Source organism: Acetoanaerobium pronyense (assembly GCF_017874355.1).
Classification (GTDB): Bacteria; Bacillota; Clostridia; order Peptostreptococcales; family Filifactoraceae; genus Acetoanaerobium; species Acetoanaerobium pronyense.
Genome location: NZ_JAGGLI010000041.1, coordinates 1 through 22,520 on the forward strand (window position 1 = coordinate 1; position 22,520 = coordinate 22,520).

Genomic DNA, 22,520 nt, shown 5'->3' on the forward strand with positions numbered 1-22,520 from the left:
ACGATGGACACCCTTGCTCTTGGCTAACGGTTGGCACTACCAGCCCCCGTACTGGACTTTCACCAGCAAGTTCGCGCCCATGCTGGGCGCACAACGAAAAAAGGCAGACATTTTTCAAATGCCTACCTTTATTTTACATGATATTCTAATAGTAAATCATATTTTAGACTAAATTAGCTGCTAAAACCACCTTCAACCACGCTTTTAAGATTTATAACTGCTGTCTCTTCATCCTCACCATCAGCTATTATAGTAATTTCATCTCCCTTTGAAGCCGCCATTGACATCAAAGATATGATGCTCTTGCCAACATATACTTTGTCAGGATTACTATTTTTGATTACAGTAATATTTGATTTGAAAGAAGATGCTGCATTTACAAATATGGTTACAGGTCTTGCATGAAGCCCTTCTTCATTTTGAACAATTAAACTTACTTTTTTCAATTTTATCCCTCTTTCTTAAAACTATATAAGCTTAGTGTAATTTTCTAATAGATACTTTTCTGCTTCAGCAGACCAAAGTCCTTTATGTCTATTTATAATATCTGCAAGCTCCTTAAAGAATGGATCTGATTTCCCTTTTTCTTCAAAATCCTCTATTGCTGTAAGTTCCATATCTATATGAGTATATATTAATTTTTTTCCTCCTGGAATATTTGGAAGATTTAAAGTACTCTCAGCTACTGAGTTTAGTCCTCCAATATGAGTTACCATTACAGCTGGATTTACTAGTTTTTTAGCGGACATATCAAGAGATTCCTTCATGTCGTCTGTATTTCCCCCACTAGTCCCCACTATATGTGTAGCCGCATAGTGGACATTGTAGAAGTTAAGATTTGCTGAAAAATTAGTATCTGTAGGACCTGCAAAGAAATTCAGGCAACCATCTCTTCCAAGTATTTTATCAGCATCTTCGATAAGAGGCTTTACTGGAGCGTATACAAATACGTCATCATAACCAGTACCCCCTGTAATCTCATTTAGATATTCACTTGGGTTTTCAATCCCCTTTGTATTTACAAATATTAGTTCTACCCCATTTTTTTTGGCATCTTCTTTTGTAAATATAGCTTTTGCTCGTTCTATTCTTGCATCATCAATATCTGTAACTACAAGAAGCCCAGGTTTTTTATCTCTATGAATAATATAATCTATAGCGCCTAGACCCATAGGACCGCAACCTGCAAGTAGAGCCATCTTTCCTCCTTCTACAATGCCCATAGAGTGCTCATATTTTCCTGCTGTAGTATGATAGTTGGCATGAAATGCTCCTATTACGCAGGACATAGGCTCAGATAAAGATGCATCATAATAAGCTTCTCCCTCGTATGGCAATAAGCAGCCTAGTTCCATAACCTCCTGAGGTATGATTGTATATGTGGCATTCCCTCCAAAGTACTTATAAGAGTATCCTGGAGATGCCATGCTTCCTTTATAGTTTAATGCAGGCTGAATTGCAAATTTGTCTCCCGGCTTAAACTGATTTTGCCACTTAGCACCTACCTTTTCGATAACTCCTGCAAATTCATGCCCTACTATAATTGGATTTTCTGATATGTCATTTGGCACTCTCTTATGGTTTTCTCCAAGTGTTGCAGCTTTGTATGTTGACATACATATACTATCTGTAATCACCTTAACCAGTATTTCATCATCTTTTATTTCAGGTAAATCAAATTCTTCAAGTCTCAAGTCATTTGCACCATATAGTCTCACTGCTTTTGTTTTCATAATAATGCTCCTCTCAAATTCTATAAATAACTAAATACAATCTTTTCACTTAATTCCTCTATGACCTTCATATCTCCAGGCTCTGTGCCTGAAGTCATTACACTTGCTGCACTTGTTGCTGTAGCTAGTCTGATTAACTCTTCAAAGTCAAAGCTCTTTTCAATACCAAGTGCAAGAGCTCCGACCATAGAATCACCTGCTCCTACTGTGCTAATCACATCTACCTTTAAACCTTTAACTAGTGCGGTTTTTTCTTTTGTCATGAATATGGCCCCTTCAGAGCCTAATGAAATAACCACCATTTCAATTCCTTTTTCAAAGAATTTCTTTCCTAAATCTATAGCTTCCATAGGGCTTGTAATTTTTCTATCATACAATCTTTCAAGCTCATGGATATTGGGTTTTATAAGGTATGGCCCAGCTTCGATTCCTTTTTCCAAAAGTGCTCCATCAGCATCCAGTATGGTCTTAATTCCTTTTTTCTTTGCACTTTCAATCAAATCATAATATATTCCTGAGTCCACATTCCCTGGAACACTCCCAGATAGCACAAGGATATCAGCTATTGAAGTATTATCTATTATTTTATAGGCTATTTCCTCCAAAACCTGTATATCAATATCTGGACCCTTTTCATTGATATCTGTGTTTGTTCCCTTTTCCTTATCAACAACTTTTATATTGGTTCTGGTTTCTCCATCTGTAAATATAAATTCATTTTCAATTTCAAGGATATCAAGCTTGTCTTCTATAAATTTTCCTGTAGAGCCTGCCAGCACCCCTAATGCCTTACTTTTTCCACCCAGAGAATGAACTACCTTTGATACATTGATTCCTTTTCCTCCCGGGTCAAGTCGTATTGAAGAAACACGGTTTACATGATTTACCTGAAAATCATTTATCTCTATGGTTTTGTCTAGGGCTGGATTTAAAGTTAAAGTTATGATCAAATTTTTCACCTCAATTGTTTTTTAACTTTAGTTTTTTTCTGCTGTAAATTTGTTGTAGATTTCATCTTTTGATTTTGAATTTCTTAATTTTTCTACCTCATTTTCATCTTCAAGAGCTACTGCTATATTTGATAAAATAGCCAGATGGTCATTTCCTGCTCCTGCTATACCAATAACTAGATAAACTGTCTCTCCTGCAAAATCGATTCCATCTGGAAACTGAAGTACTGACATACCTGATTTTTTTATAGTACTTTTTGCTTTTCCAACTCCATGGGGAATTGCAACTCCATTTCCAATATAAGTGCTTAGCTGCTCTTCTCTTTCTAGCATCGCATCTATATATTCTACTCCCACATATCCGCTCTCAACTAAAAGCTCTCCTGCCATTTTAATTGCTTCACTTTGCTCTACACTTTGTAGTCCTAATTTAATGTTAGATTTTTTTAATATCTCATTTTCCTCTATTTCAGTTTTAATCTCCTTTACTTCCCCGCTACTTTCTAGATTTTGAATCATATAATCTATTTCTGGATCATTAAAGTAATCTTTTATAGATACATGCGCTGCCTTTGGAGCTTTACCTTTTGCTCTCTCTGTAAGACTTTCATGGGTGATTACTATCTCAGCATCTGATGGAATTTCATCGATTGCATGATTTACAACTTCAATATTAAGCCCTGCTTTTTTTAGCTTGTTTCTTAGGCTAGTCGCCGCCATCGCACTTGATCCCATTCCTGCATCACATGCAAACACTATCTTACTTACTGCCATAGCAGGTTTTTTCCCTTTTAAATCTGCAACCTTTTCTCTTGCACCTTCTAGCTCCTTGTCATCCATCTTGTCACTAGAACGTTTGATGAAGTATGCAGATACTAAGAAGCTTACTGCTGTTGATACGGCTACGCCTGCAAGAACTGCAAAGTATCCTCCTCTTGGAGTCATAGCTATAAGTGCAAATATACTTCCTGGTGATGGAGTCGATACAAGGGCTGCTCCAAGTACACTAAATGTAAGGATACCGCTTGCTCCTCCTGCAATTACTGCAAGTAACAGTACTGGATTCATCAGTACATATGGGAAATATATTTCATGAATTCCACCTAAGAAGTGGATGATTATTGCTCCTGGAGTAGATTGCTTAATCATTCCCTTTGAAAACACAAGGTATCCTAAAAGGATTCCAAGTCCTGGTCCAGGATTTGTCTCAAGAAGGAAGAATATTGATTTTCCAAGCTCATTTGATTCCTGTATTCCAAGTGGTCCAAGCACTCCGTGATTGATTGCATTGTTTAAAAACAGTATCTTTCCTGGTTCTATAAATAAAGATGTAAGTGGAAGCAGTCCAGCATTTACTATAGCTTCAACCCCAATCTTAAGTACATTGTTTAACCCTTGAACAACTGGTCCTATTCCTAAGTAAGCAAGCAGTACAAGTAGTGTTCCTATGATTCCTGCTGAGAAATTGTTTACAAGCATTTCAAATCCTGCCGGTATCTTTCCTTCTACAAGTTCATCAAACTTCTTGATTGAGTAGCCTCCTAAAGGCCCCATAATCATAGCTCCAATAAACATAGGGATATCAACCCCTACTACTACTCCCATAGTAGCAATAGCTCCAAGTACTCCTCCTCTTACTCCTCCTACCATCTTTCCTCCTGTATATCCTATAAGAAGTGGTAAAAGATATATAATCATAGGTCCTACTAGAGCTGCAAGGTTTTCATTTGGTCTCCATCCCGTAGGGATAAACAGAGCTGTAATTAGACCCCATGCAATAAATGCTCCTATATTTGGCATTACCATTCCACTTAAAAATCTTCCAAATTTCTGTACTTTTTCCTGAGTATTTGCTTTAGGGCGAGCAACTTCACTAGCACTTAGGCTTGACATGGATAAACCCTCCTTTATTTAATCATGGCATAATTAAATAGCGACATCTCTGCAGAAATGTTTTGAATCTTCTTACTATTTATTCTATATTGTAATATCAATATCTACAAACAAAAGAAATTACAATAAGTCTATAAGTAATCATGACAAGATTAAATATAAAGAGAATATCTGGCAAACAGAACTTTTCTTTTTATATATTTTTTTATAAAATCCTAAATTTTAAAAATACCAGCCCAATTTGATTATCTCTCAAATAGAGCTGGTATTTTTAGTTTTTATTGTTAATTTCAAAACAATTATAGTGGTTCAGGTCTTGAAAAAATATATCCCTGTACTATGGAGCAGTCAATTGATTTTAAAGCTTCAATCTGTTCATTAGACTCCACTCCCTCAGCAACTACAATATATTCAAATCCCTTTGCTATATCAATTATGGATTTTAGTAGTAGCTGGGTTTTTGGGTCAGTATGAATAGAATCTATAAACTGTTTGTCTATTTTAATTTCATCTAGTGAAAACTTAGAAATATAGTTCAGTGATGAATATCCTGTGCCAAAATCATCCAAAGATATCTTTACTCCAAATTCACGAAGATTTTTTATTATAGTCTGGACTTTTTTGAAGTCCCCAATAAATACATCCTCTGTAATTTCAAGACATATATATTTTGGGTTTATTCCTCTGGCTCTTATCCCCTTTTTTAAGCCTTCTTCAAAGCTTTTCATATAAAAAATATTTGGAGGAATATTTATGGAAACAGTCACCTCATCTCCAAACCGCTCCTTTATGGTAGACAAATCATCCAGTGCTTTTAGCATGATATATTCTGTAAAACCATATATGAGGCTTGTATTGTTGATAAGGGGTATGAATTCACTTGGAGGTATATTCCCAAGTTCTTTGGAGCTCCACCTTGTAAGAGCCTCTACTCCAACAATCTCTTTTGTATTTATATCCACCTTTTTCTGATAATGAATGATAAATTCATCTCTTTTGATGGCCTGCTCTGCTAAATCTTTGATTAATGCGCTTCTTTCTAGTTTTCTATACATATCCTCTTGAAAGCAAAGAAGATTCATATCATTTAAATCCTTGGCATGCTTTAGCGCAACACTTGCATTTTGATAATATTCTTCAAAGCTTGACGGCCTTATCATATCCCCACTACAGCTAAAATAAAACTCTATATAGTGATGACCACCTCCAATTGAGAGTTTTTTAGATAGGAATTTTTTTAAAAGATAAATCATATTTGTAGCTTCTTTATTGTCATAGCCTTCAAGCCATGCACCAAATTCATTTCCAGATAATCTAGCAAACTTTATGCTATCATTTTCATACTCTTTTAAAATCTCTGCAATTTGCTTTAAGATAAAATCTCCATAGTCTCCTCCATAAATCGAATTGATGGACCTAAAATCCTTTATATCCATTAAGACCAATTGGCATATCTTATCGCATACTTTTAATCTTTCTTCTATTAGTTCCTTAAAAAACAGCTTGTTTGGTAGACTTGTTGTAGTGTCAAAATATGCGTAGTTGTAAAGGACTTCATCCTTTTCTTTTAACCTCTCTATACCACTTTTGATAGCCATAATCATGGAGTTGTATCCCAAAATAAGATTGCCTATTTCGTCTTGCCTCTTTAAAGGATCTATGGTTATGTAATCTCCTCTTTTGGCAAGCTCCATTGTTTTTTCTAGTCTTATTAATGGTCTTGTAATACTCTCTATATACTTATAAGACACTAGGAAGCCTATCATAATCATAATTATACTTATAGAAAGAGTGACTCCAAGAATTATATTTGCCTCTTCATTAAAATCCTTCATATAAGAGCCCGCCGTAACCACCCATCCCCAATCAGGCTCATACTCCGAATAAACTATTTTGTCCCTGATTTCATCATCATTTCTAACAGACCAGCTGTATTTTGTAAAGCCTCCTCCATCTAACGCTTTTTCAATCTTATCTTGAACTAAGTAAAAATCTCCGCCTCTAGGGTTTAAATCTACTACATCCCAGACATTTTCTCCTTCTAGAAAAGGATGCATAATCTCATCCCCAGCAGTGTTATATATAATAAAGTATCCATGCTTCCCTAAATCAATAGGCCCTTCTATAGGTCTAGTTCCATCCATCTGCATAGGTCCTAAAAGCAGTTCCTTTACTTGCTCCTGTGCAACTTCTAGCTCAATATAACCCATTTGTACATCATACTGCTTTTGCTCTATTATAGCCAAAGCAGATTTAACCCCGTTTTTTAATATAGTCTCACCCCGCCTGTTTAGCCCATCCTTGGCAAGCTCATAACTAACAAGCCCAGTAATAAAAATACCTATAAAAAGTAGAGCAAATGTATATATAATCAAACGGTGCTTGATAGTGAATTTTCGTATTCGTTTTATCATAGATTCACTTCCAATCTCTATTTTTCAATTTGTTTTTTATATTCAAAGAAACTTTTTTTCTTTGAATATAAAAAACACCCCTTTAGTCTAATATAACTAAAGAGGTGCCTTCTAGCAACTTATTTATAAATAAGAAAATAAATTTTAATTAAATTGTTAGCTCATTTCTTAAATACTACTCAACCGTCACCGATTTTGCAAGGTTTCTTGGCTTATCTACATCGTTTCCTTTGATTAGTGATGTGTAGTATGCAATCAGCTGAGTCGGCACTGCTGTAAGAACTGGTGCTAATATATCGTCTACGTCTGGTACATATATTACTCTATCTGATTGTGCTTCTATTTCTTTTTTGCTTTCCTTTGCTATCGATATCACATAGGCTCCACGGGCTTTTACTTCCTGGATATTTGAAAGCATTTTTTCATATAAGCTTTCCTGCCCTGCAATTGCAATTACTGGAGTACCATCCTCTATTAGAGCTATAGTTCCGTGCTTTAGCTCTCCTGCTGCAAATGCTTCTGTATGGATATATGATATTTCTTTGAGCTTTAGAGCACCTTCCATAGCAGTCTGATAATCAAGTCCTCTTCCAAGGTAAAAAGCACTTTGGCTATCTTTGATATCTTCAGCTATTTTTTTAATATCTTCAGCATTTTCAAGGATTCTTTCTACTTTTTCAGGAAGCTCTTTCATTTTGTTTATTGTATCAAAATAAAACTCTTCTGTAATAGTTCCTTTTGTAAGTGCTAGATCAAGTGCTATCATATAAAGTGCTGTGATTTGAGTAGTGTATGCCTTTGTAGATGCTACTGCTACCTCTGGCCCAGCCCAAGTGTAAAACACATCATCTGATTCTCTTGCCACAGATGAGCCTACTACATTTGTGATTGAAAGGATTCTAGCTCCTTTTCTCTTTGCCTCTCTTATTGCTGCAAGAGTATCTAGAGTCTCTCCAGATTGGCTAATCACTATCAGCAGTGTGTTTTGGTCTATAAATGGCTCTCTATATCTGAATTCTGATGCTATATCTGGTTCTACTGGAATCTGGGCAAATTTTTCTATTGCATATCTTCCAATCAGTCCTGCGTTATATGCAGTTCCGCAAGCTACTATATATACTTTTGTTATTTTTTCAAGGTCTTCTTTTGTAAGCTTTATGTCATCCAGCTTTATTTTTCCGTTTTCATCTAGTCTTCTAAGGAGTGTTTCTCTGATTGCAGTTGGCTGCTCATGGATTTCCTTTAGCATGAAATAATCATAGCCACCCTTAGATGCTGATTCTACATCCCAGTCTACTGTAAATTTTTCTCTTTGTACTATTTCATGGTCTTTTGAGTATATTGTTACTTTTTCAGGTGTAAGATGCACAGTTTCTCCATTTTCAAGTATGCATACATCTCTTGTATATTTAAGAAGTGCTGGTATATCAGATGCTATAAAGTTTTCGTCTTTTCCAAGTCCAACTATAAGAGGACTCTCATTACGAACTGCAACCATTTCCCCAGGGTTTTTAGAGCAAACTACACCTATTGCATAGGCTCCTCTTATTAGCTTTGTCAGTTTGTTTACAGCTTCAAGAAGATCTCCTTCGTATATGCTGTCTAGAAGGTGAACTATTACTTCTGTATCTGTTTGGGATTTGAATTCATAACCTTTAGCTATCAGCTCTTCTTTTAGGCTTACATAGTTTTCGATAATTCCGTTGTGAACTACTGCAATTGTACTTTCTTTGTTTAGGTGAGGATGAGAGTTCTCATCCGAAGGTGCTCCATGAGTTGCCCATCTAGTATGTCCTATCCCAAGGCTTCCTGAGATTGGATGGTCATTTAGGTAGTCGCTAAGGACAGATAGTCTTCCTTTGAACTTGTCTGATTTGATTACCCCATCTTCAAGTATAGCTATCCCAGCCGAGTCATAACCTCTATACTCCAGCTTTTCTAGCCCTTGAAGTATTACCTCCTGAGCACTTTCTTTTCCTACATATCCAACTATTCCGCACATAAAAAAATCCTCCTTTTATCGTTTCAAAATTTTTGAGCACGACTAAAAAAGGGATTAATCTATCGCTGAATTCCTTTTGTTCCTGAAATTACTCTCAGGTTTTGTTTGAATCCTTGGGCTGCGATCACCCCTAGAGCATCCGCCGAATTTTCGATAACTCTAGTCCTCGTCAGCCTCATCTGAGGCTCTGGCGCTTTTTTATTTTTAGATTATCCATATTTAGTCTGGATAACATTATATCATAACGACTTAATAGTTCCTACTATTTTGTATTACAAAGTTGACATAACTATGTCAATAAGTTTGAGTCAAGAACTTTATAAAAAGGCAAAGTCACTGAAAAGTAAACTCTGCCTTTTTTATATTTACCCTAATTTTTCTTCGATAAGCTGTGCAAGCTCTTTTGCCATACCTTCTATTTGACTTTGGTCTTTTCCCTCTATCATAACTCTTACAAGGGGCTCAGTCCCTGATGGTCTTATTAGTACCCTTCCTTCTCCGTCCATTTTTTCTTCTAAGGCTTTAATCTTCTGTGCAACTTCTTCATTTTCCATATAAGTATGCTTGTTGCCGTTACTCACCTTTGCATTTATAAGTATTTGAGGATATATATCCATTATCTTGGCAAGCTCAGACACCTGCTTGTCTTGTTTTTTCACTATTTCTGTAAATATCAAGGAGCTAAGTATACCATCTCCAGTAGTGATATTGTCTAAAAATATCATATGTCCTGATTGCTCTCCTCCAAGTGAGTAGCCCTCTTTGACCATTTCTTCAAGAACATATCTATCCCCTACTGTTGTTATTGCTAATTTGATTCCAAGCTTTTTTGCTGCAACATGAAGCCCCATATTGCTCATCACTGTAACTACTAGTGCGTCTTTTTTCAGCTTCTTTTCTTTTTTCATATGGTCTGCACAGATAAGCATTATCTTATCTCCATCCACTATATTTCCATCTTCATCAATGGCAATAAGTCTATCCGCATCTCCATCGTATGCAAGTCCCAAGTCTGCCCCTTCTGATATTACTGCTTTTTTAAGTCCTTCGACATGGGTAGAGCCACAGTTATGGTTGATATTTAACCCATCAGGGCTACATCCTATACATACTATTTCTGCTCCTAGCTCTTTAAATACTCTTGGGGCAACCTTGTACGCCGCTCCGTTTGCAGTATCAAGAACTATCTTCATACCACTAAAGTTTACCTCTACACATGACTTCAAAAATGCAACGTAGGCATCTTCTGGGTCAACTGTACTTATTTTTTTTCCTATTTGGTTGTGGGTAGGGTATTCCTTTATTCTGGACATGTCCTCTATATAGCTTTCTATTTCAAGCTCTATTTCATCTGCCAGCTTAAAGCCCTTTGAATTAAAAAACTTAATTCCGTTGTACTCCATAGGGTTGTGGGATGCTGATATCACTGCTCCTATATCTGCCTTATAGTGCTTGGTTAGATATGCTATTGCAGGGGTTGGAAGTACTCCCGCATCTATTACATCTACTCCCATGCTCATAAATCCTGATGAAAGTGCGGCAGTTAATATATCCTTTGATATTCTTGTATCTGAACCTATCACAACTCTTACTTTTTCTCCATCATGTTCACTGTGATGCTGAAGTACATACGCACCTGCTCTTCCAAGCTTGTAGGCAAGCTCTGGAGTCAGCTCCTCATTTGCTATTCCTCTCACACCATCTGTTCCAAAATATTTTCTCATTATTTTCCTCCGTTATCAAAACTTTATATGTCTTAGTCCTTTTTAGTGATTTAAGTTTTAATTGTCATCTTTTAATTTTTTCTACTCTATTATACAATAATACAAATAGAATGGGAAATCTTATTGCGAGGAGCAGGTTATGTCTATTAAAAAAGATAGCTACAAAAAGTTTTTAAAGCCTATTATATCTATAATAGTTATATTTGTAATATTTCGGGAGGTCTCAAGGCAGATAAGCTCAATCGATATGGCTTTGACTCTTTCTATAATAATGGCTCTTGAGCCTAATGAGGTCTTTATCCTCACTATATCAGGCATTTTCCTGTTTACTAAGGTATGTCTTTATGATGTAGCTGTTTCTTATTTTTATAATTTTGATATTTCATCCTCAAAGGCTGCAAAAATCGGATATATATCCACAAGCTTTGACAATATGATTGGCCTTGGAGGAATAGGAGGCGCAAGTATGCGCTCTTATCTTTATGGAAAATATAATATAGATCTTAAAAAGGTGGTCCCAGCTGCTGCAATAATTGTCCTTTCAAGTCTTTGTGGCCTTTCGGTTCTTTCTATTTTGGCTTTGATGGGAATATTTGATGTCACTGTTTTTATAGATGGATATGAGTTTTTTTATGCAGTCCTTTTAGGATGTTCTCTATATAGCCCTATCTATCTGTTTTTAAATAAGATTCCTTATATTGGAGAAAAGCTCCTTCCTCAGTCTGAAAAAGGTTCTCTAAAGCTTCGTCTGAGGCTAGTTGCTATATCTTCTCTTGACTGGCTCTTAGCAGCTTTGTTTTTTTATATTGCAGTGCTTCATGTCACTGGAGATACTAGGCTATTTTTGATAATGGGACTTTATACTATATCTATAACTCTAGGGATAGCTTCTTTTGTTCCAAGTGGGGCAGGCTCTTTTGACCTTGCTGCTATATTTGGACTTACCCTTCTTGGTCATGAATCTAGTGAAGCCCTTGCAAGCATCATAGTATTTAGGACATTTTATTATATCCTCCCTTTTATGACTTCACTGGTTTTACTTTTAAGTGAAGTTAGAAAAAAGAAGGATATTTTAGTCAAATAAAAAGACAAAACCACCAGTTTCTATACATCCTTTAAAATGGAGTAAAGATTCTGGTGGTTTTTTTAGGGGAAGTGCTTTGTCATAATCCATTAAATAAACCTTTCTTCAAATCTGTATCCCCTGACTTCATTTGTTTCAAATACTGAAATAAATGCATTGGGGTCGTGCTCATTGACGATTTTTTTGATTTTAGGTATTTCTCTTGGATTCACTATTGTATATATTATATTTTTTTCATTGCCTGTATATCCACCCTCTCCTTTAAGGTAGGTTATGGCTCTATTCATTTCCTGCATTAGGGCAGTTCCTATCTCTTTAGGTTTGTGGGATATTATCATTACAGATTTTTTGCTGTCAAATGTAGCCTGTACCTTATCAAGGAACTGATAACCTATATAAAGTGCTGTGAGAGTATATAAAAAGCTCTCTATACCAAATACATATCCCCCTGTAGCGATTATAGCAAGGTCTATTAACATAAGGGCACTACCTATAGATATCTCCCAATTTTTTCTGATTATGGCGCCAACTATGTCTATTCCGCCTTGAGAACCTCTCCCTCTAAATGTGATTCCCATTCCTATGCCGTTTAGAGCTCCTCCTACAAGAGCTGAGAGCATTACATTATCTACTCCAATGTACTGGTAGACATTTCCTGTAAGACCGAGCATTGTAGAAAACATAATCATATTAATGAGGCTGTAGATTACAAATTCTTTTTTTAACTTAAAATATGCCAGTATAAAAAGTGGAATATTAAGTGTAAATACTATGAGTCCGATATTTATTGAGCTGATATGATTCAAAATTATTGATAATCCTGTAATTCCGCTACTTATAAGTCCTAAGGGTCTTAAAAAGCCATTTATTGCTACGCTGCATACAAGGCTTCCAAGAGCAAGCGTCATGATTCTAGTCGTAGGTTTAATATTAGGTTTTATTATAGGTTTCATTTCCCCTCCAATTTTACTGAATTTTGTTAATTATTTTTTAATATCCCCCTTAGCTATTATAATATAATTCTGAAAATAATAATACTTTTTTTATATATATAGTTTTTGTTATTTTTTAGTCTATTATCTTAAGTGTTAAAAATCCCTGCAAATACAAGATTCACAGGGATTAGAGGTTATTATTTTACTGCTGTTCTTACTGCTTCTGCACCTTTTTCAAGGGCCTGAGCGTTAAGTGGTACGAATTTTTCTTTTGTTGGTCCGAAAACCTTTTTAAACGCTTCAAGTACCGAGTTTACATCTACAGTTTTGTTTACTTCAAGCATAGCTCCAAGCATTACCATATTTGCAACTTTTGGATTTCCTAGGTCAAAAGCTATTTCGTTAGCTGGGATATAGTATGCTTTTACGTCTTCTCTTGCTACTTTTTTGTCTATTAGTGAGCTATTTACGAATATCTTTCCACCAGCTTCCACATCTTTTTCAAATTTTACAAGTGAAGGAAGATTCATCACTATAGCGCATGTAGCGTCGTTTGTGATTATTGGAGAGCCTATTGGAGTGTCTGCAACTATTACTGAACAGTTTGCAGTTCCTCCTCTCATCTCTGGTCCATATGATGGAAGCCAAGAAACCTGCTTTTCTTCAAGCATTCCTGCGTATGTTATAAGCTGCCCCATGGACATAACTCCCTGTCCACCAAACCCAGCGCAAATAATTTTTTCTGTAGCCATATTATTTCCCCTCCTCTACTTTTTTGAAGTTTCCTAATGGATAGTAAGGAATCATATTGTCTTCAAGCCACTTTAGAGACTCTACTGGATGCATTCCCCAGTTAGTAGGGCAAGTTGAAAGTACTTCTACTATAGAGAAGCCTTCTCCGTTTATTTGAGCTTGGAATGCCTTTTTGATTGCTGCCTTAGTTTTTCTAACGTTTCCTGGGTTGTTTACAGAAACTCTCTCTACATATACTGCTCCATCAAGTGTAGCAAGCATTTCAGAAACTCTCATAGGCATACCAACTACAGCTGCATCTCTTCCGTATGGAGATGTAGTTGCCTTTTGCCCTACTAGAGTTGTAGGAGCCATCTGTCCACCAGTCATTCCATATATAGCGTTGTTTACGAATATTGTAGTGATTTTTTCGCCTCTTGCTGCAGCATGTACAATCTCAGCTGCTCCTATAGATGCAAGGTCTCCGTCTCCTTGGTATGTGAATACCACTTTGTCAGGAAGTACTCTTTTGATTCCCGTAGCAACAGCAGGTGCTCTACCATGAGCTGCTTCTTGCATATCGCAGTTGAAGTATTTGTAAGCAAGTACCGAACATCCAACAGGAGCTACTCCTATAGACTCTCCTAATACTCCTAGCTCTTCTAAAACCTCACCAACAAGTCTGTGTATTATCCCATGAGTACATCCTGGGCAATAGTGAGTTTGTACATCAGTAAGTCCCTTAGTTTTTTGGAAAACAACTGCCATTATTGAGCACCCCCTAATATTTCTTTTGCTTTTTCTACAATAAGCTTAGGCTCTGGAACCATTCCACCACTTCTTCCTACAAAATGTACAGGCAGTCTTCCGTTAACTGATAGCTTTACGTCTTCTATCATCTGTCCCATACTCATCTCTACAGTAAGAATCGCTTTGCAGTTTAGCTCATCAAATGCTCTTTCAGGGAATGGCCAAAGTGTAATAGGACGAAGTACTCCTGCTTTGATTCCTTCTTCTCTAAGTGCATCAGCAGCATTTTTAGCGATTCTTGCAGTAGTTCCATATGCTACGAATACTATATCAGCATCTTCTGTTTTATAGTTTTCATGTCTAGTTTCATTTTTGATTATAGTGTTGTATTTTTCTTCAAGTCTTATGTTGTGGTCTTCAAGCTCTTTTGCATCAAGATAAAGTGAGTTGATTACATTTGGCTTTCTTTCCATCTTAGTACCAACAGATGCCCAAGTCTTTTCCTCAAGCTGTCTTTTTGCTGGCTGTCTAAACTCTACAGGCTCCATCATCTGTCCTATCATACCATCGCCTAATACCATTACAGGTATTCTGTAAAAGTCTGCTACTTCAAATGCCTCCATAGTCATATCTACTGCTTCTTGAAGAGTTGCTGGAGCATACACAACGTGTCTATAGTCTCCGTTTCCTCCCCCTCTTGTACACATAAAATAGTCAGCCTGAGATGGTTGGATTCCTCCAAGTCCTGGGCCTCCTCTCATCATGTTTACGATTACAGCTGGAAGCTCAGCCCCTGCTATGTAAGATATTCCTTCTTGCTTTAGAGCGATTCCCGGTGAAGATGAAGATGTCATTACTCTAACTCCAGCTCCTGCTGCTCCGTATACCATGTTTATTGCTGCAACTTCTGATTCTGCTTGAAGGAATACTCCTCCTATTTTTGGAAGCTCTCTTGACATATACTCTGGAATTTCATTTTGTGGTGTTATAGGATAACCGAAGAAGTACTTGCATCCTGCCTCTATGGCTGCTTTAGCTACTGCTTCATTACCTTTCATAAGTACCTTAGACATAGTTTGAACCCTCCCTTATTTTTCTCTCTCTACTGTGATTACGCTATCTGGACACATTGTAGCGCAGTTTGCACATCCTATACATTTATCCATATCAGATACTGTAGCAGGGTTATATCCCTTTATATTAATCTTAGTTTTATCCATTATAACGATGTTAACCGGACAAGCTATAGTACATAGCTCGCATCCCTTACAGCGGTCTTGATCAAAGAACACTTTTCCTTTAGCCATTGATACATCCTCCTCAAATTAAATATTACATCCAATCTGTTCTCATCATGAGATTGATTTTAAAAACTTCCCCAAGGGTTCCCTCAGGTATATGGTTAGCTATTTGTTCAATAGCAGAAACATATCTTACTTGTAGTCCTGTAGCTTCAGAAACCTGTTTAACAAGAGAATCTCCTTTTATTACATCATCTATGGTAGTATTTCTTACAAGATGAGTATTGTTGATTAGAGCTGTCACCTTTAATCTTGTAGTTTGTTCTATGGATTTTATTTGGTTTAATACCTCATCTAGGGTCTGAGTCTGCTCTCTATTGGCATTTACAATCATGAACATATCATAGTCTCCCTCTTCAATAAGATGAGAAAACCTGCCAAGCACTCTTCCCCCTACAGAATCTCCTCCTACATCTATCACATAGTCATAAGAATGGTCTTCCATAGGGCTCATCACTTCGGCAGATACAGCAGGAAGATCAAGAGCTCCTCCTTCTATAGAGCTTGATATTACTCTTATGCCCTTATCTTCAAGCTCCTTTTGCCTTTCTCTTGATCTAAAATAAAGGTTTACTACATCAAGGTCAGCTAGTGCAACTTTTTTTTCTGAGACCTCTGTGAGTTTGAGAGCGTAATTTACAGCTACTTCTGTTTTCCCACTGCCATAGTGTCCAATAAATATGCGGATTCTCTTGTCATTTTTAAGCATTTTACACCTCGTATTTTTTAGGAACTTCCTGTCCTTTCATAACCCTAAGAGCACCTTCTGCAAGTGCAGTCATTTCGTCCTCTCCTGGGAATATCTTTATATCTCCAATAAATGAAACTCTCTCGCTGATTTCTGTTGTAATCATTTTAGAGTATGCAATCCCTCCAGTAAGGACAATTGCATCTACTTTTCCTTTAAGTACTGCCGCGCAAGAACCTATTTCCTTAGCTACCTGATATGCCATAGCATCATAAACAAGCTTTGCCTCTTCATTTCCTTCTTCTATCATCTTTTCAACGTCTCTTGCATCGTTTGTATTTAAGTAAGCTACGATTCCGCCATGCCCTTTTATCTTCTTTTTGATTTGATCAAGTGTGAACTTTTCGCTAAAGCATAGTTTAGCTAAATCTCCCACTGGTAATCCTCCAGTTCTTTCTGGTGAAAACGGTCCTTCTCCATCAAGAGCGTTATTTACATCTATTACTCTTCCTTTTTCATGAGCCCCAACAGAGATTCCTCCACCAAGGTGAGCAACTATTACGTTTACATCTTCATATGCTTTTCCCATTTCAGCTGCTGCTCTTCTAGCAGTTGCCTTTTGGTTAAGAGCATGGAATATTGATTTTCTTTCTATTTCAGGCATTCCAGATATTCTAGCTACATCGTTCATTTCGTCAACTACAACAGGGTCAACTATAAAAGATGGAGCAAATGCAGAATCTGCTATTTCTTTAGCTATTATTCCACCAAGATTTGATGCATGCTCTCCTAATATTCCAACTTTAAGGTCTTCTATCATGTTTTCAGAAACTTCATATGTTCCTCCAGGAATAGGCTTTAAAAGTCCTCCTCTTCCTACTACAGCATCAAGGTCTTCTATCTTGATTCCAGCTTCATCCATAGCTTCGATTATTACGTTTTTTCTAAATTCGAATTGGTCAGTTATCTTTTCAAATTTGTTGATTTCTTCAGAAGAGTGTCTAAGTGTCTTTTCCATTATTAGAGTTTCATTTTGGAAAACAGATATCTTAGTCGACGTAGACCCTGGGTTTATAGCAAGTATCTTAAATTCTTTCATATATTTCTTATCCTCCCATTTTTAAGAGGCTATCCATAAGTCTTTGAATGCCTCAAAGTTTCTATATAATCTTAATTTATATTTAATTCTTATATAAAGAATATTATCCTTATATTTTAGATGCTGAAAGAATTCCAAGTGCTATAGAGTTTAATTTACTTATATCACTGTCCGCTCTTGAAGTAAGTACTATAGGAGCCTTTGCCCCAACTATTATCCCAGCATTTTCACCTTGTGCGAAAAATACCATTGATTTATATAGAATGTTTCCAGATTCAAGATCAGGAACAAGAAGTATATCAGCCTTTCCTCCTACTGGATGATCCATTCCTTTTAGCTTTGCAGCTTCTTCTGAAACTGCATTGTCAAGAGCAAATGGTCCACCAACCATACAGCCTTTGATTTCCCCTCTTTTGTTCATATCTTCTAGCTCTTTAGCGTCTAAAGTACAAACCATTTTGTCATTTACTTTTTCCTTTGCACAAAGAACTGCAACCCTAGGTTCCTCTATATCTAGTGCATGGGCTACAGAAACTGCATTTTCTATTAGCTTTTTCTTAGTTTCAAGATCAGGCTTTAATGTCATGGCAGCATCAGTTACAAAGAAAAGTCTATCATAAGACGGTATTTTAAATACTGCTATATGACTAAGAGGACATCCAGTTCTAAGTCCCACTTCTTTGTCAAGCACTGCCTTAAGTATTATTGATGTATCAACAAGACCCTTCATCACAAGATGAGCTCTCCCTGAAGATACAAGCTCTACTGCTTTAAGTGAAGCTTTAGATAGGTCTTCTTCATGAATGATTTCATAGTTGTTTAGGTCGATTCCAAGTTCATTTGATATTTCTTTAATCTTTGGCTCATCTCCTACAAGGATAGCTGTTGCTATTCCTTCTTTTCTTGCTCCTTCTACAGCTTTAAGTACATCTGAATCTTGAGCACAAGCAACTGAGATGACCTTTGGTCCTCTTTCCTTTGCAATGTTTATTATTTCGCTGAAGCTTTTCATCCTATATTCACCTCTTCTTCATATATTTTTGCTTTTTCTTCTCCATTAAGTACTCTTATAGTACCCTCTGCCAGAGCCAGCATTTCATCTTCTCCCGGCACTACATGATATTGAGCTATAAAGGATACCATTTCCTCTACCCACGCTGTAAGAGTCTTTGAGTATGATACTCCGCCTGTCATTACTACAGCATCTACATTTCCTTTTAGCACAGTAGCCATTTGACCAATTTCTTTGGCTATTTGATATGCCATCGCTTTAAATATAAGAAGGGCTCTTTCATCACCTTCATCTACCATCTTTTGAACTTCTCTTACATCATTAGTACCAAGGTAGGCAACAAGTCCACCTTTACCGCTGATTTTCTTTTTAATTTCTGCAAGGGTATATTTCCCTGAGAAGCACATTTTTACAAGGTCTCCACATGGAAGTCCTCCAGTTCTCTCTGGTGAAAATGGTCCCATTTCATTTGCATTGTTGTAATCTATAGCCTTACCTTTTTCAAGAGGGCAGATTGATATTCCTCCTCCTATATGGGCAACCACAAGATTAACTTCTTCTAAATTCTTTCCTAATTCTTTTGCAACTCTTCTACCTACAGCCTTTATATTAAGGGCATGCCCCAAAGACCTTCTTTTGATTTCAGGCATACCTGATATTCTTGCAACTTCTTCAAATTCATCTACTGCTACAGGATCAACTATATAGCTTTTTACATTGGCTTTATCAGCTATAGCTTTGGCTATGAGACCTCCTAGATTTGATGCATGTTCCCCTTGGAATCCCACTTCAAGATCTTTAATCATTCCTTGTGTTACCTCATAAGTACCGCCAGGCATCGGTCTTAAAAGACCTCCTCTACCTACTACAGCATCTAAGTCTTCAAGTTTGTAGCCTTGCTCTAAAACCCACTGTTCTATAAGATGTTGTCTCATCTCAAGTTGGTCAGCCATTTTTTCATACTTTGCAATTTCCTCGCTTGAATGTGTCAGATTATTCTGGATAACGTTTTCATCGTTTTTAAAAATCGCCACTTTTGTTGATGTGGACCCGGGATTAATTACTAGAATATAGCCCATGCTCTACCTCCATCCTGTTTTTTGAAAGAAAAAGCTAATCTATGAGCAATCGTCATAAGGACAACTTTTTCCCATATATATATGATATATATAAATCGAAAAAAATTCAAGAGAAGGGTAGCAATCTCAAATTGCTACCCTTCTAAATCAAGCTCAAGTGGAGTTATTTCAATGCTTACAGTAGGTTTTTGCGCCTCTGCTCTCACAGGCACCGATGCAGGATTGTTTTGGTAATCTTGCATTTCTATAAATAAAGCTATATCCTCCTCCGTAAAGTCTTCCTCTAATTCACTAGTAATTGTAACTTTTACATTGATTATATCTGGAACCTCTTCATTTTCAGAAATATTCGGTATTTGCCCATTTCCTCTAAATGTTATTCTATCTTTTGATATATTAAATTCTTTAATTATTAAAATTTCTGTGGTAGATATTACCCTTATCTCGGAAATTTCTGTTTGAACGCCCTCTGGTATGACTAATTGTGCAGTAAATTCTGGATTTTGTACGAGATTTTCAAGATTTACACCTACTGTAGAAATTTCATTTACTTCAGCTATTACTCCTGGTTTTCCTTTTATTAATATTTCAGATGGTTCTAAAGTATAACCTGTTAATGTAGCTCCATTTGCATTTTCTTCATTTAACATGAATCTTATAGGAACAGTTTTGGTATCAATGATAGAAGCATGAGCAATTACAGATTCCTCACTCACAGTTACCCCTTCTACAACGCCTCCTTGTTCATCCACAGGAACTACTTGAATTCTTTTGCTAAAATCTTTATCCTGCCCTGCCACATCAAGCTCAGCATAAAGCCCAGTAACTCTATTAACAAGGCTTCTTGGTCCTTCTACATATAAAAATGAAGGGTTTAGATTTATTTCGCTAACCTCCATAGAGGCGCTAGCAAGTTCACCCACTGGTTCTATCTGTATATTTTTTCTTACCACCATTTTTCTTTCAAGATTGATCCTCAAATTTGCAGGTAAGATTGTATATTCAATGTTTGGATCAATAACTATATCAACATTTACTATATTTTCTCCTTCTACAGGGTTTTCAATTACTCCCGTAGCTCTTATTCCTCTTGTCACTGTCTGAGTTAGCACAGACCTTCTAGCTCTAAGGCTGATTCTTACATCAAGTTCACTCCCGTATTCAGGGATAAGCTCCAGTGATTCTAATACCTCTGAATTTTGTATCGTTACTGGAACATTGTCTATATCTCTTATTACTATTGGGTCAACTTCTGCCATTACATATATCCACATAAAAAAGGCGAATATTACTGCTACAGCCTTCATTTGCACATTATCTTTTAATATATTCTTCATTTAAAGATACCACCTTTCTTGAAGAATCCTTTGGAATCCTCTTCCTTTCTCAAGCCTTTTAAAAGAAAATTCCTTAGAGCCTCTTCAGAAAGATCCCTATATAGTTTCCCGTTTTGAGCCATTGATATAGCCCCAGTCTCTTCTGAAACCATAAGAGAAATACAATCTGATTTTTCGCTTATTCCAATTCCTGCTCTATGTCTAGTACCCAGTTCTTTGCTCAGAAATTTATTTTCAGTCAGTGGCAAAAAGCATCCTGCTGCCATTAATTTTCCACTTCTAACTATAGCCGCTCCATCATGAAGAGGAGTGTTTGGTATAAAAAGGTTTATAAGAAGTTGCCTTGTGATTTTTGCTTCTAATATTGTCCCTGTCTGAATTATGTCATTAATTCCAGTCTCTCTTTCAAATACAAGAAGAGCACCTATCTTTTGTCTTGCAAGAGATGTCATTGCCTGTACAATCTCTTCAACAATCAAATCTATTTTCTCTATGTCTTCTCCATTTGTTTTTATTAAAAACTTAGTTCTTCCTAGGTATTCAAGGACTCTTCTAAGTTCCGGCTGAAATACTATAAGGAGAGCTATAAGCCCTACTGTCATAGTATTTCTCAGTATCCAGTTGACTACATGTAGCTGCATAAGCTCACTTGCTTTTGTTGCAAACAAAAGGATTACTATACCTTTTACAAGTTGCTCTGCCCTAGTCTCTTTTATTAGCTGATAAAGCTTATAAAATACATAAGCTACTATAGCTATATCTATTATGTCGAATATTCCTATATTAAATATTATATCTTTTAATTCCCACAAATTGAGGCCTCCTCTAGTTATCTGATTTAAGCCATTGTTTTTAGTTTACATACTATAGTATAACCTATTTAACGTTCATTAGAAAATACCATTAATCAATTTGTAAAGATTTTGTATCAAAAAACAACAAAAGACCAGAAATATTCTGGTCTTAAAGTTTAAATTGGAGCGGGTGAAGGGAATCGAACCCTCGCAATCTGCTTGGAAGGCAGGGGCTCTACCACTGAGCTACACCCGCAGGTTAATTAATATATTGTTTTATGGTGCGCCTGAAGGGATTCGAACCCCTGACACATGGCTTCGAAGGCCACTGCTCTATCCAGCTGAGCTACAGACGCTCTGATTTAGAAACAGCCACATAGATAAATCTTTAATTTTTAAATTGGAGCGGGTGAAGGGAATCGAACCCTCGCAATCTGCTTGGAAGGCAGGGGCTCTACCACTGAGCTACACCCGCATATTTGGTGGAGGGAGCTGGATTCGAACCAGCGAAGGCGTTGCCAACAGATTTACAGTCTGCCCCCTTTAGCCACTCGGGAATCCCTCCATATTATTGTTTTGTGGAGCTGGCGATAGGAATCGAACCTACAACCTGCTGATTACAAGTCAGCTGCTCTACCGTTGAGCCACGCCAGCATATTAATTATTAAGCTCCGCTTACATTTCACACTCGATATAGACATACTGTCCTTAACTAAGCGATTCACACGAAATCTTAGATTTCGGTTCTCTGCTTATACCGATTGAGCCACGCCAGCATATTTTAGCATGTTTGTTTTAAAGAAATTGGCGACCCGGAAGGGGCTCGAACCCTCGACCTCCAGCGTGACAGGCTGGCATTCTAACCAACTGAACTACCGGGCCACTATTTTAATATATATCTTGGTGGGCTCAACAGGGCTCGAACCTGTGACCCCCTGCTTGTAAGGCAGGTGCTCTCCCAGCTGAGCTATGAGCCCAAGATTGGTGACCCCT

19 protein-coding genes and 7 tRNA genes are annotated in these 22,520 nt (G+C 36.8%); 1 reads left to right on the plus strand and 25 read right to left on the minus strand.

Going from position 1 to position 22,520, the window contains the following annotated elements; genetic code table 11:
* Positions 1-173 precede the first annotated feature (173 nt).
* From J2Z35_RS13075 to glmM, 7 genes are all read right to left on the minus strand, one after another.
* Positions 174-446, minus strand: a complete 273-nt coding sequence (locus tag J2Z35_RS13075) for an HPr family phosphocarrier protein (RefSeq protein ID WP_209661853.1) — start codon at positions 444-446, stop codon at positions 174-176.
* Between the two features lie 21 nt (positions 447-467).
* On the minus strand, positions 468-1,733 hold the full coding sequence (locus J2Z35_RS13080) for a zinc-binding dehydrogenase (protein WP_209661854.1): 1,266 nt from the start codon (positions 1,731-1,733) through the stop codon (positions 468-470).
* Positions 1,734-1,753: 20 nt separating this feature from the next.
* Entirely contained in the window at positions 1,754-2,683 is a 930-nt protein-coding gene (gene pfkB, locus J2Z35_RS13085) for a 1-phosphofructokinase (RefSeq protein WP_209661855.1), read from the minus strand.
* Between the two features lie 27 nt (positions 2,684-2,710).
* Positions 2,711-4,576: a PTS mannitol transporter subunit IICBA gene (locus tag J2Z35_RS13090; RefSeq protein WP_209661856.1), complete on the minus strand. Its 1,866-nt coding sequence runs from the start codon at positions 4,574-4,576 to the stop codon at positions 2,711-2,713.
* 299 nt (positions 4,577-4,875) lie between these two features.
* Positions 4,876-6,990 carry an EAL domain-containing protein gene (locus J2Z35_RS13095; RefSeq protein WP_209661857.1) on the minus strand — a complete coding sequence of 705 codons (2,115 nt, stop codon included), beginning with the start codon at positions 6,988-6,990 and terminating at the stop codon, positions 4,876-4,878.
* Between the two features lie 175 nt (positions 6,991-7,165).
* Positions 7,166-8,992 (minus strand): glutamine--fructose-6-phosphate transaminase (isomerizing), encoded by a 1,827-nt coding sequence (glmS, locus tag J2Z35_RS13100; RefSeq protein ID WP_209661858.1) that lies wholly within the window; start codon positions 8,990-8,992, stop codon positions 7,166-7,168.
* Positions 8,993-9,357: 365 nt separating this feature from the next.
* A complete protein-coding gene (gene glmM, locus J2Z35_RS13105; protein ID WP_209661859.1) occupies positions 9,358-10,716 on the minus strand; it encodes a phosphoglucosamine mutase in 1,359 nt (452 codons plus the stop codon).
* 139 nt (positions 10,717-10,855) lie between these two features.
* On the opposite strand from glmM, the gene J2Z35_RS13110 reads away from it, so the two are divergent.
* Positions 10,856-11,800, plus strand: coding sequence for a lysylphosphatidylglycerol synthase domain-containing protein (locus tag J2Z35_RS13110; RefSeq protein WP_209661860.1), 945 nt, complete (start codon positions 10,856-10,858; stop codon positions 11,798-11,800).
* Between the two features lie 89 nt (positions 11,801-11,889).
* On the opposite strand, the gene J2Z35_RS13115 is transcribed toward J2Z35_RS13110, so the two are convergent.
* From J2Z35_RS13115 to J2Z35_RS13200, 18 genes are all read right to left on the minus strand, one after another.
* The gene (locus J2Z35_RS13115) at positions 11,890-12,753 is read right to left on the minus strand and encodes a YitT family protein (RefSeq protein ID WP_209661861.1); all 864 of its coding nucleotides are present in this window, start codon (positions 12,751-12,753) and stop codon (positions 11,890-11,892) included.
* Between the two features lie 179 nt (positions 12,754-12,932).
* A complete protein-coding gene (locus tag J2Z35_RS13120; protein WP_209661862.1) occupies positions 12,933-13,487 on the minus strand; it encodes a 2-oxoacid:acceptor oxidoreductase family protein in 555 nt (184 codons plus the stop codon).
* Position 13,488: 1 nt separating this feature from the next.
* The gene (locus J2Z35_RS13125) at positions 13,489-14,235 is read right to left on the minus strand and encodes a thiamine pyrophosphate-dependent enzyme (protein ID WP_209661863.1); all 747 of its coding nucleotides are present in this window, start codon (positions 14,233-14,235) and stop codon (positions 13,489-13,491) included.
* Complete coding sequence (locus J2Z35_RS13130; protein ID WP_209661864.1) at positions 14,235-15,290, minus strand: 3-methyl-2-oxobutanoate dehydrogenase subunit VorB; 1,056 nt, start codon at positions 15,288-15,290, stop codon at positions 14,235-14,237. The genes J2Z35_RS13125 and J2Z35_RS13130 overlap by 1 nt, the downstream gene beginning before the upstream one ends.
* Before the next feature lie 15 nt (positions 15,291-15,305).
* Entirely contained in the window at positions 15,306-15,524 is a 219-nt protein-coding gene (locus J2Z35_RS13135) for a 4Fe-4S binding protein (protein WP_209661865.1), read from the minus strand.
* A gap of 25 nt (positions 15,525-15,549) precedes the next feature.
* On the minus strand, positions 15,550-16,227 hold the full coding sequence (locus J2Z35_RS13140; protein WP_209661866.1) for a P-loop NTPase family protein: 678 nt from the start codon (positions 16,225-16,227) through the stop codon (positions 15,550-15,552).
* Between the two features lies 1 nt (position 16,228).
* Positions 16,229-17,305: a butyrate kinase gene (gene buk / locus J2Z35_RS13145; RefSeq protein ID WP_209661867.1), complete on the minus strand. Its 1,077-nt coding sequence runs from the start codon at positions 17,303-17,305 to the stop codon at positions 16,229-16,231.
* 109 nt (positions 17,306-17,414) lie between these two features.
* Positions 17,415-18,317 (minus strand): phosphate butyryltransferase, encoded by a 903-nt coding sequence (locus tag J2Z35_RS13150; RefSeq protein ID WP_209661868.1) that lies wholly within the window; start codon positions 18,315-18,317, stop codon positions 17,415-17,417.
* Positions 18,314-19,396: a butyrate kinase gene (buk, locus tag J2Z35_RS13155; protein ID WP_209661869.1), complete on the minus strand. Its 1,083-nt coding sequence runs from the start codon at positions 19,394-19,396 to the stop codon at positions 18,314-18,316. The genes J2Z35_RS13150 and buk (J2Z35_RS13155) overlap by 4 nt, the downstream gene beginning before the upstream one ends.
* Positions 19,397-19,530: 134 nt before the next feature.
* Positions 19,531-20,733, minus strand: a complete 1,203-nt coding sequence (locus J2Z35_RS13160; protein WP_209661870.1) for a CdaR family protein — start codon at positions 20,731-20,733, stop codon at positions 19,531-19,533.
* Positions 20,730-21,545 carry a diadenylate cyclase CdaA gene (gene cdaA, locus J2Z35_RS13165; RefSeq protein ID WP_209661871.1) on the minus strand — a complete coding sequence of 272 codons (816 nt, stop codon included), beginning with the start codon at positions 21,543-21,545 and terminating at the stop codon, positions 20,730-20,732. Before cdaA ends, J2Z35_RS13160 begins: the two co-directional genes overlap by 4 nt.
* A gap of 164 nt (positions 21,546-21,709) precedes the next feature.
* Positions 21,710-21,783, minus strand: a tRNA-Gly gene (locus tag J2Z35_RS13170).
* Between the two features lie 23 nt (positions 21,784-21,806).
* Positions 21,807-21,883 (minus strand) — tRNA-Arg (locus J2Z35_RS13175).
* Between the two features lie 45 nt (positions 21,884-21,928).
* Positions 21,929-22,002, minus strand: a tRNA-Gly gene (locus J2Z35_RS13180).
* Between the two features lie 5 nt (positions 22,003-22,007).
* A tRNA-Tyr gene (locus J2Z35_RS13185) sits at positions 22,008-22,092 on the minus strand.
* A gap of 14 nt (positions 22,093-22,106) precedes the next feature.
* Positions 22,107-22,181, minus strand: a tRNA-Thr gene (locus J2Z35_RS13190).
* A gap of 151 nt (positions 22,182-22,332) precedes the next feature.
* A tRNA-Asp gene (locus J2Z35_RS13195) sits at positions 22,333-22,409 on the minus strand.
* A gap of 19 nt (positions 22,410-22,428) precedes the next feature.
* Positions 22,429-22,504: transfer RNA gene (locus J2Z35_RS13200), tRNA-Val, on the minus strand.
* Positions 22,505-22,520: the final 16 nt, after the last annotated feature.